This is a genomic window from Achromobacter sp. FW305-C-30-7 (genome assembly GCF_058783105.1).
The window spans coordinates 216904-233154 of the sequence record NZ_JBYSYI010000005.1 but is presented as its reverse complement, the minus strand read 5'-3'; the positions used below and the strand labels follow the sequence as shown (position 1 = coordinate 233154).

At 66.5% G+C, this 16251-nt stretch carries 15 protein-coding genes and 2 tRNA genes; 16 read left to right on the top strand and 1 reads right to left on the bottom strand.

Annotated features, from left to right (window positions below; all coding sequences use genetic code 11):
- Nucleotides 1-150: 150 nt before the first annotated feature.
- The 9 genes from AC3WOB_RS17980 to AC3WOB_RS17940 all read left to right on the top strand — a co-directional run bounded on the left by AC3WOB_RS17980 (nucleotide 151) and on the right by AC3WOB_RS17940 (nucleotide 5626).
- Nucleotides 151-762 (top strand): glutathione S-transferase N-terminal domain-containing protein, encoded by a 612-nt coding sequence (locus tag AC3WOB_RS17980; protein WP_006388039.1) that lies wholly within the window; start codon nucleotides 151-153, stop codon nucleotides 760-762.
- A 12-nt stretch (nucleotides 763-774) separates the two neighbouring features.
- Nucleotides 775-1224: a ClpXP protease specificity-enhancing factor gene (locus AC3WOB_RS17975; protein WP_013390928.1), complete on the top strand. Its 450-nt coding sequence runs from the start codon at nucleotides 775-777 to the stop codon at nucleotides 1222-1224.
- 67 nt (nucleotides 1225-1291) lie between these two features.
- Nucleotides 1292-1367 (top strand) — tRNA-Thr (locus AC3WOB_RS17970).
- Nucleotides 1368-1584: 217 nt separating this feature from the next.
- Nucleotides 1585-2343 (top strand): hypothetical protein, encoded by a 759-nt coding sequence (locus tag AC3WOB_RS17965; protein ID WP_013390927.1) that lies wholly within the window; start codon nucleotides 1585-1587, stop codon nucleotides 2341-2343.
- A gap of 1 nt (nucleotide 2344) precedes the next feature.
- Nucleotides 2345-2551, top strand: coding sequence for a hypothetical protein (locus AC3WOB_RS17960; protein ID WP_013390926.1), 207 nt, complete (start codon nucleotides 2345-2347; stop codon nucleotides 2549-2551).
- A gap of 166 nt (nucleotides 2552-2717) precedes the next feature.
- Nucleotides 2718-2793: transfer RNA gene (locus tag AC3WOB_RS17955), tRNA-Asn, on the top strand.
- A 134-nt stretch (nucleotides 2794-2927) separates the two neighbouring features.
- Entirely contained in the window at nucleotides 2928-3842 is a 915-nt protein-coding gene (gcvA, locus tag AC3WOB_RS17950; protein WP_492275762.1) for a transcriptional regulator GcvA, read from the top strand.
- A 96-nt stretch (nucleotides 3843-3938) separates the two neighbouring features.
- The gene (locus AC3WOB_RS17945; RefSeq protein WP_013390924.1) at nucleotides 3939-4412 is read left to right on the top strand and encodes a RidA family protein; all 474 of its coding nucleotides are present in this window, start codon (nucleotides 3939-3941) and stop codon (nucleotides 4410-4412) included.
- Between the two features lie 17 nt (nucleotides 4413-4429).
- A complete protein-coding gene (locus AC3WOB_RS17940; protein ID WP_013390923.1) occupies nucleotides 4430-5626 on the top strand; it encodes an aminotransferase class V-fold PLP-dependent enzyme in 1197 nt (398 codons plus the stop codon).
- Between the two features lie 45 nt (nucleotides 5627-5671).
- On the opposite strand, the gene AC3WOB_RS17935 is transcribed toward AC3WOB_RS17940, so the two are convergent.
- The gene (locus tag AC3WOB_RS17935; RefSeq protein ID WP_013390922.1) at nucleotides 5672-6565 is read right to left on the bottom strand and encodes a DMT family transporter; all 894 of its coding nucleotides are present in this window, start codon (nucleotides 6563-6565) and stop codon (nucleotides 5672-5674) included.
- Between the two features lie 149 nt (nucleotides 6566-6714).
- Between AC3WOB_RS17935 and AC3WOB_RS17930 the strand changes: the two genes are divergently transcribed.
- The 7 genes from AC3WOB_RS17930 to AC3WOB_RS17900 all read left to right on the top strand — a co-directional run bounded on the left by AC3WOB_RS17930 (nucleotide 6715) and on the right by AC3WOB_RS17900 (nucleotide 16248).
- Nucleotides 6715-7605 (top strand): helix-turn-helix domain-containing protein, encoded by an 891-nt coding sequence (locus AC3WOB_RS17930; protein WP_013390921.1) that lies wholly within the window; start codon nucleotides 6715-6717, stop codon nucleotides 7603-7605.
- Between the two features lie 85 nt (nucleotides 7606-7690).
- Nucleotides 7691-9133 (top strand): DUF2868 domain-containing protein, encoded by a 1443-nt coding sequence (locus tag AC3WOB_RS17925; protein ID WP_492275952.1) that lies wholly within the window; start codon nucleotides 7691-7693, stop codon nucleotides 9131-9133.
- Nucleotides 9126-10514 (top strand): GTPase/DUF3482 domain-containing protein, encoded by a 1389-nt coding sequence (locus AC3WOB_RS17920; RefSeq protein WP_492275761.1) that lies wholly within the window; start codon nucleotides 9126-9128, stop codon nucleotides 10512-10514. Before AC3WOB_RS17925 ends, AC3WOB_RS17920 begins: the two co-directional genes overlap by 8 nt.
- A 360-nt stretch (nucleotides 10515-10874) precedes the next feature.
- The gene (locus AC3WOB_RS17915) at nucleotides 10875-12482 is read left to right on the top strand and encodes an ABC transporter substrate-binding protein (RefSeq protein WP_013390918.1); all 1608 of its coding nucleotides are present in this window, start codon (nucleotides 10875-10877) and stop codon (nucleotides 12480-12482) included.
- Between the two features lie 122 nt (nucleotides 12483-12604).
- Complete coding sequence (locus tag AC3WOB_RS17910; RefSeq protein WP_013390917.1) at nucleotides 12605-13576, top strand: ABC transporter permease; 972 nt, start codon at nucleotides 12605-12607, stop codon at nucleotides 13574-13576.
- 10 nt (nucleotides 13577-13586) lie between these two features.
- The gene (locus AC3WOB_RS17905) at nucleotides 13587-14513 is read left to right on the top strand and encodes an ABC transporter permease (RefSeq protein WP_013390916.1); all 927 of its coding nucleotides are present in this window, start codon (nucleotides 13587-13589) and stop codon (nucleotides 14511-14513) included.
- A gap of 7 nt (nucleotides 14514-14520) precedes the next feature.
- Nucleotides 14521-16248: a dipeptide ABC transporter ATP-binding protein gene (locus AC3WOB_RS17900; protein WP_013390915.1), complete on the top strand. Its 1728-nt coding sequence runs from the start codon at nucleotides 14521-14523 to the stop codon at nucleotides 16246-16248.
- Nucleotides 16249-16251 lie beyond the last annotated feature (3 nt).

The following is a 16251-nucleotide window of genomic DNA, read 5'->3' as shown; positions in this document are numbered from 1 at the left end:
AACGCCCCGCCAGGTTTTTATCCGTCCCCGATTGCAATTAGGGACGGAATTGGCGGATAGGGCTGTACGCCTATCCCGCCTGGCAATTGGGGCCAGCGCCTGCTAGATTAAGGCGCTGGCCTTTCGTTTTTCAATAAAGGACTTACCGCCATGATGGTGCTCTATTCCGGAACCACGTGTCCGTTTTCGCAACGCTGCCGCTTCGTGTTGTTCGAGAAAGGCATGGATTTCGAGATCCGCGACATCGACCTGTACAACAAGCCCGAAGACATCTCGGTGATGAACCCGTACGGTCAAGTGCCCATTCTGGTCGAACGCGACCTGGTCCTGTACGAGTCGAACATCATCAACGAGTACATCGACGAGCGCTTCCCGCATCCGCAGCTGATGCCCGCCGACCCGGTCATGCGCGCCCGCACCCGCCTGTTCCTCTACAACTTCGAGAAGGAACTGTTCGTTCACGTCTCGACGCTGGAAGACCGCAGCGCCAAGCCCGACGAAAAGAAGCTGGCCAACGCCCGCCAGAACATCCGCGACCGCCTGGCCCAGCTGGCCCCCATGCTGCTGAAGAACAAGTACATGCTGGGCGAGGAATTCTCCATGCTCGACGTGGCCGTGGCTCCGCTGCTGTGGCGCCTGGACCACTACGGCATCGAACTGCCCAAGAACGCGGCGCCGCTGCAAAAGTACGCCGAACGCATCTTCTCGCGTCCGGCCTACATCGAAGCGCTGACGCCTTCGGAAAAAGTGATGCGTCGCTAAGGCTGTTGCGTGATGGGTGAAACTTCGACCAAACCGTACCTGATCCGCGCGCTGCACGAATGGTGCACCGATAACGGCTACACGCCCTACATCACCGTGCAGGTCGACGAGCACACCATGGTGCCCGTCGCCCATGTGCGCGACGGCCAGATCACGCTGAACGTAGGCACGCTGGCCACCAACCGCCTGACGCTGGGCAACGAATTCATCGAATTCCAGGCCCGCTTCAGCGGCGTGACCGAAAACGTCTACGTTCCCGTGGGCGCCGTCAGCGCCATCTACGCGCGCGAAACCGGCGCCGGCATGGGCTTCGAAGTGCAGCCCTACGAACCGCCGGAAGCAGGCGCCCAGGGTGCGACGGTCCCCGCCGCGCCCGAAGGCTCCGACGCCGACGCCGCCCCCGGCGACGACGGCGGAGACGACGACGAACCCAAGCGTCCGCGCCTGACCATCGTCAAATAAGGCCTCCACGCAAGGTCTGCATTTTTTTCATTACAATGCAGCCCTTCGCGTGCGCCTGGCACGCAGCGCCGGTGTAGCTCAGTTGGTAGAGCAGCTCACTTGTAATGAGAAGGTCGAGGGTTCGATTCCTTTCACCGGCACCAGATTCCAGATGCAGATCCGTCCAGAGACGATCTGAAAAACCCGCACCGGCTATGACGGCGCGGGTTTTTTATTGCCCGAATCCGGCCCTGAACGCCCGGCTCTGAACCCGCTCATGGCACTTGGTCCTATTAACGCGCCGCCGGACTCTGCAACCAGGCCTTTACGCGAAATCGCTGACTACAATCGCGCCAAGTTCCGCCCAGAAGGCACGGTTCCATGCATATCAATCATCTCCCCGGCGTGCGGCAAAAGCGCCTCTGGCAAAAGCGGTGGCCCAGGGAAGTCCTGTTCAACGGCCCGCCCATCCTCGTTGCCGGAACCGCCGCAGTGAAGAGCTGGCGCGAACCGCTCTTGGAATCATGGATGTTCGGCCTGACGGCGGCTACTGGCGTCTGGCTGATTCTGGCTGCGCTGGTTCGCGTGGCTGTGGCACGCGCCGAAGACGACATGGACGGGCCGGACGTCGTCCACGAAGGTCTGGGTGCAGCGGTTTCCACAATGCACACCATGCTTGCCGAATGGTGCAACAAGCGCAAGTGCGGAGCCGACCTGCGCACCACCTTCCACCGTGTCGTTCCTCCCGTTCATGAACCGCGGGAAATCGAGCAGATCATCAACTACGCGGGCGCAGGCGGCGAGGGCGCAGGGCGGACCTTTCCCGTGCACACCGGCATCGCGGGCAGGGCCGTCCGCAGCAAAACACCGCTGGTCATGTCCAGCCAGCACCGAACGGAAGATCAACTCCGTGCGGAGCTGGTGCTTGAATGGGGTTATACGGCGACCCAAGCCCGCCGGCTTGGGCCGGGGCGCTATTCGGCAATGGCGGTGCCTGTCCTGGACCGTTCAGGCCAGCATCCCGTAGGCGTGATTTATATGGACTCGAGCGACCGTGCGCTTTTCGAACGCAACGATGTCGCGGAGATCGTAGGCGCCGGCGCCAAAGCCATCAGCGACTTCGTCACCAAAAGGTATTGATATGACCACTGCCGCCAGCAAGAAACCTGAAGCCTTCTTCAAGGGATCCCGACTCATTTCCAGGCCGGGCGCGGTAATCCAGGTTCGGGAACTGATACTCACGGACTACGGGTTGCGCGCCATTACAAGTGGCAGCACGGGTATCCGGCAAGGAGCCATTGAAGACGCTGGCCCGCCGTCGGCGCTGAAGGGAATGGTTCCCGCCTGACCCCGTTGGTACTGCCCCACCCGGACTGCGTTTTGGTACGGCAAATGCCCGCTGCATGCGCCCGCGCGTTGGTAAGACAGGCAAATATTCGCCGCGTCGACCTCCCGCGCCCACCCCGTTTTGCATTCTTCCGTTTTTTTGTGCATAATTCGCCCCCTCTACCTGTTCCCCGATAGCTCAGTCGGTAGAGCGACGGACTGTTAATCCGCAGGTCGCTGGTTCGAGCCCAGCTCGGGGAGCCAAAGAATGCAGTACTGAAGGGCCCGCAACTTGTTTGCGGGCCTTTTGCATTTGAAAGCGGCTATCCAGCCCATTTGCCGGGCGGCGCGCGGCGTACGATGATGCGCATTCCATCATCACGGTTTTCCACGTCTCCATGCGTTCCGCGCGATCCCTGCCCGCCCTGGTTTCCCTGCGCGCTTTCGAAGCCGCCGCGCGGCGCATGAGCTTTTCGCTGGCCGCGCAGGAACTCTTCGTGACGCAAAGCGCCGTCAGCCACCATATCCAGCGCCTGGAAGCCGAGTTGGGGGTGGCGTTGTTCGAACGGCGTACGCGCGCCGTGGCGTTGACTGCGGCAGGACAGGCCTACTACGAACGCGTGCACGCGGCTTTCGAACTGCTGCGCCAGGGCACCGACGAACTCCGCGCGCCCGCAACGCCGCGCCAGACGCTGCGCGTCGGATTGCTGGCGTCTTTCGCCACGCGCTGGCTGGCGCCGCGCCTGGCGGCGTTTGGCGCGGCCCATCCGGACGTCGATCTGCAATTGCAGCCCGACATCGGTTTGGCTGACGTGGCGGGCGGAGAGGTCGACGTCGCCATCCGCTACGGCCGCGGCGTGTGGCCTGGCGTGCGCTCCCGGCTGATCATGGCGGAGCGGCTGTCGGTCGTCTGCGCGCCCGCGCTGATCGCGGGCAGGAAGCGCCCGCGCACGCCACAAGACCTGCTGCGCTTTCCGCTGCTGGCCTCGCATGCGCGCCATCCCTTCGAATGGGACGCGTGGGCGCGGCATCATGGCGTGGACCTGGGCGGCGTGCAACCCGTGCGCCTGCATGACTACAACATCGTCGTGGAGGCTGCGCTGGCCGGCCAAGGCATGGCGATGGGCCGCCACCGCCTGATCAGCGCCCAGCTCGCCAGCGGGGCGCTGGTGCATGCTCTGCCGGGTACTACGCTGGAGGCGCCGCGCATCGGCTGGTGGTTCGTGACGCCGCGCGGCGCGCTGGGCGAGGCCGCGCAACGCTTCCTTGATTGGCTGTTGCAGGAAGCGCAGGCGCAGGGCGATACGCATTAGTTTTGCTCATGTGTACTGCGCAAAAATTGATTGGTCAGGGTCGGCAGCGGCCGATAGCATGAGGCTTGCCCTTCTTTTCCCATTCAGGAGTCCCTCATGACCCGTTCTATCTCCGGCCGCGTAGCCGAACTTGGCCTGACCCTCGAAGCCGCTTCCGCGCCCGCCGCCAACTACGTGCCTTTCGTGCAGGAAGGCAACCTGCTGTATATCTCCGGCCAGATTTCCCGCAAGGACGGCAAGGCAGCCTATCTGGGACGCCTGGGCGACCAGATTTCGGATGCCGACGGCGTAGAGGCGGCGCGCTTGTCCGCGTTGGGCCTGCTGTCGCAGATCGCGGCCGCCACCGGCGACAAGCTGGACCGCGTGGCCCGCGTCGTGCGCCTGGGCGTGTTCGTGGCCAGCACGCCCGACTTCAACCGCCAAAGCGCCATCGCCAACGGCGCCTCGGACCTGATGGTCGAGGTCTTCGGCGATGCCGGCCGTCACGCGCGCAGCGCCGTCGGCGTGGCGTCCCTGCCGCAGGGCGTGGCAGTCGAAGTCGAAGCGGTCATCGCGCTCACGCAAGCCTGATCCCTGCCGGAGCCGCCATGTCCGCCCCCTTGACCCCCAGCGTCGTGGAAGCGTTGCGCGCCCAGACTCCCGGCGCCCACACCACGGTCCATTTCAATCACGCCGGCGCGTCGCTGCCCTCGGCGGCGACGCTGCAGGCCATCCACGCGCACCTGCAACGCGAAGCCACTCAAGGGCCGATGGAAGCCGGCGTGAGGTCCCGCGAGCTGATTGAGAACGCTCGCACGCTGGCGGCCCGGCTGCTTAACGCGGACCCAAGCGAAATCGCGCTGACGGGCGGCAACTCGCCCGGCTGGGGCGCGGCTTTTGCGGCGCTGGAACCGTGGCGCCCCGGCGATCGCATTCTGGTGGGCCGCCACGAATGGGGCGGCAACCTGGCCGCCATGCGGCTCAGGGCGCAGCGCGCCGGCGCCACGCTGGAAGTCATCCCTTCGGACGATAGCGGCTGCACCGACGCGCAAGCGCTGGAGGCCATGCTGGACGAACGAGTGCGCCTGATCGCGCTGACCTGGCTGCCGGCCAACGGCGGCCTGATCAATCCCGCCGCCGCCATCGGCAACGTGGCGCGCCGCCATCGCATCCCGTACTTCGTGGATGCGGCGCAGGCGGTCGGCCAGTTGCCCGTGGACGTGGCGCAGATCGGCTGCGACGTGCTGAGCGGGGCAGGGCGCAAGGCGCTGCGCGGCCCGCGCGGCACCGGCCTGCTGTACGTGCGGCGCGGCTTCCTGGACCGGCTCACGCCGGCCTTCGTCGACACCCATTCCGCTCCCCTGGGCGCGGACGGCGAGCCCGTGCTGCGCCAGGACGCCGCTCGCCTGGAATCGGCGGAGGCTTCACTGGCGCTGCGCTGCGGTCTGGCCAATGCCTTGCAGGAGGCGCTGGACATCGGTCTGCCGGCCATCCGCGCGCGCATTGACGCCACAGCCCGGGCCCTGCGGACGGAACTGGCAGCCATCCCCGGCATCACCGTGCTGGACCAGGGCCACGAACGCTCTGGCCTGGTGTCCTTCAACCTGGCCGGCCAGGACGCGGTATCGGTGCAGCGCGCCATGGCGGCGCAGGGCATCACCATCGGCAGCAACGGCGTGCCCTATACCCCGCTGGACATGGAGGCTCGCGGCCTGACGCAGATTGCGCGGGCATCGGTCAGCTATCTGACCAACGACGAAGAAATCGACCGCCTGCTGGAAGGGCTGCGCGCCCTGGCCCGCTAGGGCCTGTTCACCCCAAGCAGCCTTGCACAGGGCTCCAGGCGGCGCTCAAGCCGCCGCGCGCCGCGCGAAGGGCGTCCACTTCGTGAAGACCAGCAAGTTGCCCAACATCACCAGCGCCAGGCCCAGCAGGGCCGGCGCTGTCCACTGATAGCCTTCGGCAAACGTGGACACGCTCAGGGCCACGACCGGGAACAGCACCGTGCAGTAGGCGGCGCGAGCCGGCCCCATGCGCCCCACCAGCGTCAGATAGGCCGTGAACCCGACCACGGATCCGAGAATGGCCAGGTAGAGCAGAGCGCCCACGTACGAGGCGGAACTATCGAACTCGAACGGCAGGCCCGCCGCCACGCAACCCGCCAGCAGGATGGCCGCGCCATAGAGCATGCTGTAGGCATTGCCGGTCAAGGGCCGGATGCCGGCGCGCTGCTGCAACGACGACAGCATGTTGCCGGTGGAAAAACAGAACGTGCCCAACAAGGCGAAGCCCAGGCCCAGCAAGGTTTCGTGGCTGGCCTGCTGCCCGGCCAGTTCCGGCCAGAACAGCAGCACCAGACCCGAGAAACCCAAGGCGCCGGCCGCCATCACGCGCGGCGCGACGCGGGTGCCAAACCACAGGCGGGCATTCAGCGCGTTCCACAGCGTGGCCGCCGAAAACACCACCGACACCAGGCCGCTGGGGATCCATTGGGTTGCCGTATAGAAGCACAGGAAGTTCAGGCAGAACAGGCACAGGCCCTGGCCCACGCACAGCCAGTGGCCGCGCCGGTCCATTTTTTGCAGCTTGCGGGTCAGAGCCAGGGCCGCGAACAGGATCAGGCCCGCCAGCGCAAACCGATAGAAGATCGAGACGGGTATGGCCACCACGCCCAGCTGCAGCTTGATGGCGATCCAGGTAGTGCCCCAGATGACGACAGTGAGGAAATACAGGAAAAGATTCACGATGCGGTGCCGAAACAGGGAACGGCGGTCCGGAAAACCGCCCAGGAATCCAGTTTGCGCCCGCCCGGCCAGCGAGGATTGCCGGTTCTTGCGGTTTTCTTCTTCGCGCGCACGCGGCGCGCGCGGGATCGCAGTAGCATTCCACTCATATGCCTACCGTCGCTTCGGCTCCAGCCGATTTCTCCGTCTTCCGCACCCTGGCGAGCTCCACCGCGACGCTGGGGCGGGCCGCTGCGCTGGGCGAGGGCATCGCCATCTCGCAATGGTCGCGCAGCGCGCACGAGACCATGGGCTACGACAACCCCGGCCATCACACCCTGTCGCTCTATCTGCACGGCGGCGACAAGTCGTTCCGCCTGGGCCAGGACCGGCTGCACGGCGGCGCCGGCAAATTCTGCGTGCTGCCCTCGGAGCACTACTCGCGCTGGAGCATGAACGACTCCGTGCACTTCCTGCATCTCTACATCGCGCCGGAACGCCTGGCCCGCGAAGCCGTCATGCGGCTGGACTGCGAGCCTCGCACGCTGGAACTGCGCGACCGCACGTACATCCACGACGACTCGCTGATCGACGTATGCCGGCAACTGCTGGAGACCGACTGGAACCAGCCCGCCGACCGGCTGGCGGCCAGCAGCGCGGCCGAGACCGTGCTGCACCATCTGCTGAACCAAGGCGTGGCGCGCAAGCCTGCGGCAACGCTGCGCGGCGGCCTGGCGCCCGTGGTGCGCCGGCGCATCATGGACTACGTCGACGCGCATCTGGCCGAACCGTTGACGCTGGACGAGCTGGCGGGCGTGGCGGCGCTCTCCACCTACCACTTCGCCCGCATGTTCCACACCTCTTTCGGCGAACCACCGCACGCCTGGGTACGGACACGGCGGCTGGCGCACGCACGCAAGCTGCTGGCGGCCGGCAAGGGCGATCTGGCCGGCATTGCCCAAGCCAGCGGCTTCGGCAACGCCAGCCATCTGGCGCGGGTCTTCCGCGACGCCGTCGGCGTCACGCCGGGACAATACCGCAGCGCGCGCACCAGGCACTGAGCAGCGCTGCGGCCCCGTTTCGCGGCCCGCCCGGTCTACAATGGCCCACCGCCCCCAGGGCCTGACCGTACCGCCGCCCGACGCGATGCCGTCTACGACCTCTCGCGATTCCTCCCCCACGGCTGACCCCCTCGGCGCCGGCCCCGTGCGCGCGCACTGGCTGGCAGAATTGATCCGCCTGCGTGAAGCGCATTGGGGGCCGCTGGAAGACGCAGACACGGTGCGCCGCGTGCGCCAGCAGGACGGCGATCTGCCGTCACGCATCCTGGCCCGCGCCGAGTTGCTGGCACAACGCGAGAACCTCGTCTCCCTGGTCGAAACATGGCGCCGCAGCGCGCTCGCCATCCTGGCCTTGCTATTCCTGCTGGCCGCGCTTTCCGGCGCGGGCGCGGCGCTGGGCGCGTTGGGCGACGGCTCCCGCGCAGTCAACGTGCTGTGGGCACTGGGCGCCTTGCTGGGCCTGCATGCGCTCACCTTCCTGCTCTGGCTGGCCAGTTTCCTGCTGCGGGCGTCCTCCGTCACGGGACTGGGACGGGTCTGGCTGTGGGCCACCCGCAAGCTGGCGCGCGGCCCCGACAGCGCGCTGGTGCCGCAGGCCTTCCTCAACCTGCTGGCCCGCGCCGGCGCCTTGCGCTGGCTGTTCGGCAGCATCAGCCATCTGCTGTGGCTGACTGCCTTGTGCGCGGCGTTGGCGGTGCTGCTGGCCGTGCTGTCCACCGCCAGCTACCGCTTCATCTGGGCCACCACCTTGCTGGCGCCCGACACCTTCGTGCGCCTGACGCAGGCTCTGGGCTGGCTGCCGGCCCAACTGGGCTTTCCGATGCCAGACGCTGCCATGATCCGCGCCAGCGACGGCGCCCAGGCCCTGCCCGCCGAAGCGCAGGTGCAGTGGTCGCTCTGGCTGATCGGCGTGCTGGTGGTCTACGGCATCCTGCCCCGTCTGCTGGCCGGCGCGCTGTGCGTGGCGGGTTCGCTGCGCGCCTTGCGCGGCCTGCGCATCGATCCCGCGCTGCCCGGCTTCTCCGCTCTGCGCGACCGCCTGGAACCGCCCGCCCTGTCCACCGGCATAGACCGCCCGGTCGATCCCTTGCACGAACCCCGGGTCGGCGCGCCGCCACTCGCGGGCCTGGGCGGCCAGCCCGTGCTGCTGGGACTGGAACTGCCGGCGGACCTGGCCTGGCCGCCCGCGGACATGCCCGCGGGCATCCAGCAGGCCGGCAATCTGGACAACCGCGAAGAACGCAACCGCGTGCTGGACGCATTGGCCGGCAAGGCCGCCAAGCGTCTGCTGATCGCCTGCGACGCGCGCCAGACTCCCGACCGCGGCACGCTGTCGCTGATCGCCGAACTGGCCGCGCATGCGGAACAGACGCGCATCTGGCTGATCACGCCGCATGCGGACACCGTTGCCCCCGCCACCCGCGCGCCGCTATGGCGCGAACGCCTGCTTGCCCTCGGCCTGCCTGCCGACGCGGTGCTGCAAGCGCCCATTGCCCCGCTCTCGTGGCTGGAGTCCGGCCATGGCTGAAGACATCATCAGGATCGCGCTGGTCGGCCACACCAACACCGGCAAGACCTCGCTGCTGCGCACGCTGACGCGTGACACCCGCTTCGGCGAAGTCGCCGACAGCCCCGGCACCACCCGCCACGTCGAAGGCGCGCGCCTGCGGCTGGAAGGACGGGCCGTGCTGGAATGGTTCGACACGCCAGGCATGGAAGACAGCATCTCGCTGCTGGAGTACCTGGAAAAGCTGGACAGCCCGCAAGAGCGCCTGGACGGCCCCGCGCGCATCCGCCGCTTTCTCGACACGCCCGCCGCGCATGGCCGCTATGAGCAGGAGGCGCGCGTGCTGGCCAAGATGCTGGACTGCGACGCCGCGCTGTACGTCATCGACGCGCGCGATCCGGTGCTGGGTAAGCACCGCGACGAACTCGCCATCCTGGCCGCTTGTGGCCGGCCCCTGCTGCCGGTGCTGAACTTCGTCAACGCACCCGCGCACCGCGCCGATGAATGGCGCGCCGCCATGGCGCGGCTGGGGCTGCATGCCGTGGTGGAGTTCGACACCGTCGCGCCGCCGCTGGATGGCGAGCAGCAACTCTACGCCAAGCTCGGCGTGCTGCTGGACCGCCACGCCGCCGCGCTGGCCCGACTGTCCGCCAGCCTGGCCGAGCAGCGTCGGACGCGTCGTGGCTCGGCCTACGAACTGCTGGCCGACCTGTTGGTGGACGTAGCCGCCTTGCACGTCGCCAGCGCCAGCGACGAAGCGGCGCTCACGGCCGCCTCAAGCAAACTGCGCGACCAGGTGCGCCAACGCGAACAGACCTGCGTCAACGCCTTGCTGGCGCTCTACAACTTCCGCGCAGCCGATTTCACCGACGATGCGCTGCCCTTGCAGGGCGAGCGCTGGGGCATGGACCTGTTCCATCCCCAGGCGCTAAAGGACATGGGCGTGCAGGTAGGCATGGGCGCCGCCGCGGGCGCCATGGCCGGCGCGGCGGTGGACCTGTTCAGCGCGGGCTTGAGCCTGGGCACCGGCATGCTGATCGGCGCCGCCGCGGGCGGCCTGTGGCAAGGCGTGGAAAAGCTGGGCAAGCGCGTGGCCGGCAAGCTGCGCGGCTGGCGCGAGATCAGCGTCGACGACGCGGTGCTGCGGCTTTTGGCCTTGCGCCAGCGGCAACTTATCGAAGCGCTTGAGCGCCGCGGCCACGCCGCACGCGAGCCATTGAGGCTAGATCATCCGGAGGATGAAGCCTGGCGCAAGGGACCCTTGCCCGAGGCGCTGAAGGAAGCCCGCAGCCGGCCCGAATGGTCGGCCCTGGGCGAGCCCTACGAAGACAGCGACCGCCGCAAGCGCGTGGTGCGCGAATTGGCGAAAACCCTTGCCGACGCGCCGCCGCCCGGCGCCTGAAGGCGGAACCGCCCGCCTGCGCCGCACGCACCATTCCACGCAGCCGGCAAGCAAGTACTAACCCCAATCCAAACCGATTGACGCTTAAACGAATGGGTCTATAACATTCGTTCTGCATCGGCGCGGGTCCGTCCCCGTCATGATAATCACAAGGGGTTGGGTCTATCGTGAAGTCGAAGTCCTGCGCAGTGATTCCCGGCAGCGCCATCACAGGCGGCCCGCGTGCGGTTCGCGCTGCGTATCGCCAGACCCCAATCCGTCTTTCGTCGTAAGCAGCAACGCCATGCCCCGGTTCCCCATGGGGCCGGGGCCCTGTCACTTCTGTCGCGCTATCCGCGCACCACACGGAGCATGAGGGCTATGCGTACTTTTCCCCACCTGAAGCAAGCTGCGCTCGCGGCTGCCGTCGCCGCCTCTTTGGCATTCAGCGCCGGCGCGGCCGCCAAGACCTTACACTGGTCCTACCAAGGCGATGCGACGTCCATGGATCCGATGGCCCTGAACGAAACGTTCACGCTGGGCTTCCAGGGCAACATCTACGAAACGCTGGCCGGCTACGACGGCAACCTGAAGCTGACGCCGCTGCTGGCGGAAAGCTGGGAAAACCCCGAACCCAACAAATGGGTGTTCAAACTGCGCAAGGGCGTGAAGTTCCATGACGGCTCGCCGTTCACGGCCGACGACGTCATCTTCTCCTGGAAGCGCAGCCTGACCCCGGGCTCCGACATGAAGGGCTATGGCGCCAAGGCGTCCGACATCAAGAAGGTGGACGACTACACCATCGAAGTCATCACGCCCACGCCCAACCCCATCCTGCCGCGCGAATGGGTGTTCCTGTACATCATGAGCAAGTCGTGGTCGGAAAAGAACAAGACCACCGAAGCCACCAACGTCAAGGGCGACAACCAGGGCAACTACGCCAACCTGAACGCCAACGGCACCGGCCCCTTCATGCTGACCTCGCGCCAGCCCGACGTGAAGACCGTGCTCAAGCGCTACGACGGCTACTGGAACAAGAACATCAAGACCAACGTCGACGAGGTCATCTTCCAGCCGATCACGCAGGAAGCGACACGCGTGGCCGCGCTGATCTCCGGCGAAATGGACCTGGTGCAGCCGGTGCCCGTGCAGGACTGGAAGCGGCTCGAAGACGCCAAGGGCGTCAAGCCGCTGACCGCACCCGAAGCGCGCGCCATCTTCATCGGCATGGACCAGGACCGCGACGAACTGCTCTTCTCGGACGTGAAGGGCAAGAATCCCTTCAAGGATCCCAAGGTGCGCGAAGCCGTTGTGCTGGCCGTGGACACCAAGGCCATCAACGAGAAGATCATGCGCGGCGCGGCCAAGCCGCTGGGCTCGCTCATCGCCACCGCCATCAACGGCTATGACGAATCCTTCGGCGCGCCGTACAAGCCGGATCCCGAACGCGCCAAGAAGCTGCTGGCCGAAGCCGGCTATCCCAAGGGCTTCACGGTCACCATGGACTGCCCGAACGACCGTTACGTCAACGACGAAAAGGTCTGCCAGGCCGTGGCCGGCATGTTGGCCCGCGTAGGCATCAAGATCAACCTGCTGGCGCAGACCAAGTCCAAGTACTTCGGCAAGATCCTGCTGCAGGCCGGCAACCAGACCAGCATGTACATGCTGGGCTGGACGCCCAGCTCCACCGACGCGCACAACACGCTGCTGAACCTGACCTCCTGCCGCAATGCCAAGACGGCCGCGGGCCAGTTCAACCTGGGCGGCTACTGCAACAAGAAGGTCGACGAGCTCACCGACAAGATCGGCGTCGAAACCGACCAGGCCAAGCGCAACGCCATGATCAAGGAAGCCTTCGAGATCGTGCGCAACGACTATGGCTACCTGCCCCTGCATCAGCAGCCCATGTCCTGGGGCGTGAAGGACAACATCAAGGTCATCCAGCGCGCCGACGACGTGCTCGACCTGCGCGACGTCGTCCTGCCGTAAGCGGCCAGCGACGCGCGAGCCCCGGGCGGCGCATGCCGCCCGGGCGCGCCCGGCCCAGCCCCGGCTCCCGCCATCCGCGGGACTCGCGGCCCGGCGTTATCTGAAACCGAGGGCTCCCGATAATGCTTTCCTTTATTGCGCAACGGCTTATCCAGTCGGTGCTGGTGATGTTGACGGTGGCGCTGATCGCGTTCGCCATGTTCCGCTATGTGGGCGACCCGATAGCCAGCATGGTGGGCCAGGACACCACCCCTGAACAACGCGTGCAACTGCGCGAACAGCTGGGCCTGGACGACCCGTTCGTGGTGCAGTACGCGCACTTCGTCGCCAACGCCGTACGCGGCGACTTCGGCATGTCGTACCGCCATCGCCGGCCGGTCAGCGAGCTGCTCGAAGAGCGCATGCCAGCCACGCTGGAACTGTCCTTCGTGTCCGCCGTGATGGCGCTGGCCCTGGGCATACCCATGGGCATCTATACCGCCCTCAAGCGCCACGGCGTGCTGTCCAAGGCCTTCATGGCGATCTCTCTGGCCGGCATCTCGCTGCCCACCTTCCTGATCGGCATCCTGCTCATCCTGTTCTTCGGCGTGCAGCTGCGATGGCTGCCCAGCTTCGGACGCGGCGACGTGGTCAGCCTGGGATGGTGGACCACGGGCTTCCTGACCAAATCAGGCTGGCTGGCGCTGATCATGCCCGCCATCACGCTGGCGCTGTTCCAGATGACGCTGATCATGCGGCTGGTGCGCGCCGAAATGCTGGAAGTGCTGCGCGCCGACTTCATCAAGTTCGCGCGCGCCCGCGGCCTGCCGGAACGGCTGATCAATTTCCGCCACGCGCTGAAGAACACCATGGTGCCGGTCATCACGATTACCGGGCTGCAACTGGGCTCCATCATCGCCTTCGCCATCATCACGGAAACCGTGTTCCAGTGGCCCGGCATGGGTCTGCTGTTCATCCAGGCCATCAGCATGGTGGACATCCCCGTCATGGCGGCCTACCTGGTGCTGATCGCCTTCATGTTCGTGGTCATCAACCTGGTCGTGGACCTGCTGTACTTCGCCGTGGACCCGCGTCTGCGCGTGCAGAGCAAGTAAAGGACTCATCATGATTGCTCGCATCGCTCCCTTCTTCGCCCGCGCGGCCGACAGCGACCTCTGGCACAGCTTCAAGCGTTCGCCCGGCGCCATCATCGCCGCGATCGTCACGCTGGCCATCCTGCTGGGCGCGCTGTTCGCGCCCGTGGTCGCGCCGCACAACCCCTTCGACCTGGCGTCCCTGAGCATCATGGACGCCAACACGCCGCCATCCTGGGAAGAGGGCGGCAGCCCCGACTTCCTGCTGGGCACCGACGACCAGGGCCGCGACATCCTGTCGGCGGTGCTGTACGGCTCGCGCGTGTCATTGCTGGTGGGCTTCGCTTCCGTGCTGTTTTCGATGGTGCTGGGCGTGACGCTCGGCCTCATCAGCGGCTATGCCGGCGGCCGCGTGGACAGCTTCATCATGCGCATCGCCGACGTGCAGCTGTCGTTTCCGGCCATCCTGGTGGCGCTGCTGATCGACGGCGTGGCGCGCGGCCTGCTGCCGCGCGACATGCACGACCAGCTTGCGCTGTATGTGCTGATCTTCGCCATCGGCATCTCTGGCTGGGTGCAATACGCGCGTACCGTGCGCGGCTCCACGCTGGTGGAGCGCAACAAGGAATACGTGCAGGCGGCGCGCCTCATCGGCATCGGCCCGTTCACCATCCTGCGCCGCCACATCCTGCCCAACGTGATGGGACCGGTGCTAGTCATCGCCACCATCCACCTGGCCATCGCCATCATCACCGAAGCCACGCTCTCGTTCCTGGGCGTGGGCGTGCCGCCCACGGCGCCGTCGCTGGGCACGCTGATCCGCATCGGCAACAGCTACCTGTTCTCGGGCATGTGGTGGATCTCCATCTTCCCCGGCATCGCGCTGGTGGCGCTGGTGCTGTCGGTCAACCTGCTGGGCGACTGGCTGCGCGACGCGCTCAACCCCAAGCTGCGCTGAGGATGCCATGGCCCTGTTGAACATCGAAGACATCCGCATCGAATTCCCCAGCCGCCGCGGCACGCTGGTGGCCGTGGACGGCGTCTCGCTATCCCTGGAAAAAGGCGAAATCCTGGGCGTGGTCGGCGAGTCCGGCGCCGGCAAGTCCACCATAGGCAATGCCGTGATCGGCCTGCTGGAAGCGCCCGGCCGGCTCGCCGGCGGCGCCGTGCTGCTCAACGGCGAACGCATCGACACGCTGAACCCGGCGCAGAAGCGCAAGGTGCGCGGCCGCCGCATCGGCATGATCTTCCAGGATCCGCTGACCTCGCTGGACCCGCTGCAGACGGTGGAAAGCCAGCTGGTGGAAACCATGCAGGTACACCTGGACCTGTCCCACGCCGAGGCGCAGAAGCGCGCGGTGCAATTGCTGGCGCAGGTCGGCATCGACCAGCCAGAACTGCGCGTCAAGCAGTACCCGCACCAGTTCTCCGGCGGCATGCGGCAACGCGTGGTGATCGCGCTGGCGCTGTGCTGCGAGCCCGAAGTCATCATCGCCGACGAACCCACCACCGCGCTCGACGTGTCGATCCAGGCGCAGATCCTGGAACTGCTCAAGAAACTGTGCCGCGAAGAGCAGGTAGGCATGATCATCATCACGCACGACATGGGCGTGATCGCCGACGTGACGGACCGCGTGGCGGTGCTGTACCACGGCAAGCTGGTTGAACAGGGCCCCACCTCCAAGATCCTGGGCGACCCCGACCATCCCTACACGCGCAGCCTGATCTCGGCGGTGCCGCGTCCCGACATCAAGCTGCGGCGCTTTCCGCTGGTGACCTACATCGAGGACGTGAAAAAGCCAACGCAGCCGCTGGATCTGGCCACGCACTGGCTGGGACAGCGCCGCGACTTCGGCGCGCGTAGCGGCGGCCCGCTGGTGCAGGTCAACGACTTGAGCATGCGCTTCGTGCTGAAGAGCGCGCTGCTCAAGCGCAACCAACGCACGCTGGACGCCGTCAAGCGCGTCAATTTCTCCATCGGCGAAGGCGAAGTCTTCGGCTTGGTGGGCGAGTCCGGTTCCGGCAAGTCCACGGTGGCGCGGCTGATCTCCGGCCTTTATACGCCCAGCGAAGGCTCGGTCAATTTCGGCGGCACCGACCTGACCGCGCTCAAGGGCGAAAAGCAGCTGAACCCGTTCCGCCGGCAGATTCAAATGATCTTCCAGGACCCGTTCTCTTCGCTCAATCCGCGCATGCGGGTGCTGGACATCGTGGCCGAGCCGATCCGCTTCCACAAGCTGGCGGCCAGCGAGGCGGAAGCGCGCCGCATCGTCGCTGACCTGCTGGACGTGGTCGGCCTGGGCGACCGCGCCGCCGAGCGCTTTCCGCACGAGTTCTCGGGCGGACAGCGCCAGCGCATCTGCATCGCGCGCGCGCTGGCCACGCGCCCCCGCTTCCTGATCTGCGACGAGCCGACCTCGGCGCTGGACGTGTCCATCCAGGCGCAGATCCTGAACCTGCTGAAGGACCTGCAAGAGGAACTGGGGCTGACCATGCTGTTCATCAGCCATGACCTGCCGGTGATCCGCCAGATGTGCGACCGCGTGGGCGTGATGCGCTACGGCGAACTGCTGGAAGTAGCCAACACCGAAGACCTCTTCGAACGTCCGCAGCATCCCTACAGCCAACACCTGCTTGGCCTCATGCCCCGCCTGCAATCCATGTCCCGCGAGGGACTGGATGTGGCGGGGTAGCGC

What these genes read in the sequence shown, in the direction of transcription:
- AC3WOB_RS17975 (WP_013390928.1), top strand. Translation starts at nt 775, where the DNA reads ATGGGTGAAACTTCGACCAAACCGTACCTGATCCGCGCGCTGCACGAA.
- AC3WOB_RS17905 (WP_013390916.1), top strand. Translation starts at nt 13,587, where the DNA reads ATGATTGCTCGCATCGCTCCCTTCTTCGCCCGCGCGGCCGACAGCGAC.
- AC3WOB_RS17900 (WP_013390915.1), top strand. Translation starts at nt 14,521, where the DNA reads ATGGCCCTGTTGAACATCGAAGACATCCGCATCGAATTCCCCAGCCGC.
- AC3WOB_RS17980 (WP_006388039.1), top strand. Translation starts at nt 151, where the DNA reads ATGATGGTGCTCTATTCCGGAACCACGTGTCCGTTTTCGCAACGCTGC.
- AC3WOB_RS17945 (WP_013390924.1), top strand. Translation starts at nt 3,939, where the DNA reads ATGACCCGTTCTATCTCCGGCCGCGTAGCCGAACTTGGCCTGACCCTC.
- AC3WOB_RS17925 (WP_492275952.1), top strand. Translation starts at nt 7,691, where the DNA reads ATGCCGTCTACGACCTCTCGCGATTCCTCCCCCACGGCTGACCCCCTC.
- AC3WOB_RS17910 (WP_013390917.1), top strand. Translation starts at nt 12,605, where the DNA reads ATGCTTTCCTTTATTGCGCAACGGCTTATCCAGTCGGTGCTGGTGATG.
- AC3WOB_RS17960 (WP_013390926.1), top strand. Translation starts at nt 2,345, where the DNA reads ATGACCACTGCCGCCAGCAAGAAACCTGAAGCCTTCTTCAAGGGATCC.
- AC3WOB_RS17920 (WP_492275761.1), top strand. Translation starts at nt 9,126, where the DNA reads ATGGCTGAAGACATCATCAGGATCGCGCTGGTCGGCCACACCAACACC.
- AC3WOB_RS17930 (WP_013390921.1), top strand. Translation starts at nt 6,715, where the DNA reads ATGCCTACCGTCGCTTCGGCTCCAGCCGATTTCTCCGTCTTCCGCACC.
- AC3WOB_RS17965 (WP_013390927.1), top strand. Translation starts at nt 1,585, where the DNA reads ATGCATATCAATCATCTCCCCGGCGTGCGGCAAAAGCGCCTCTGGCAA.
- gcvA (WP_492275762.1), top strand. Translation starts at nt 2,928, where the DNA reads ATGCGTTCCGCGCGATCCCTGCCCGCCCTGGTTTCCCTGCGCGCTTTC.
- AC3WOB_RS17940 (WP_013390923.1), top strand. Translation starts at nt 4,430, where the DNA reads ATGTCCGCCCCCTTGACCCCCAGCGTCGTGGAAGCGTTGCGCGCCCAG.
- AC3WOB_RS17915 (WP_013390918.1), top strand. Translation starts at nt 10,875, where the DNA reads ATGCGTACTTTTCCCCACCTGAAGCAAGCTGCGCTCGCGGCTGCCGTC.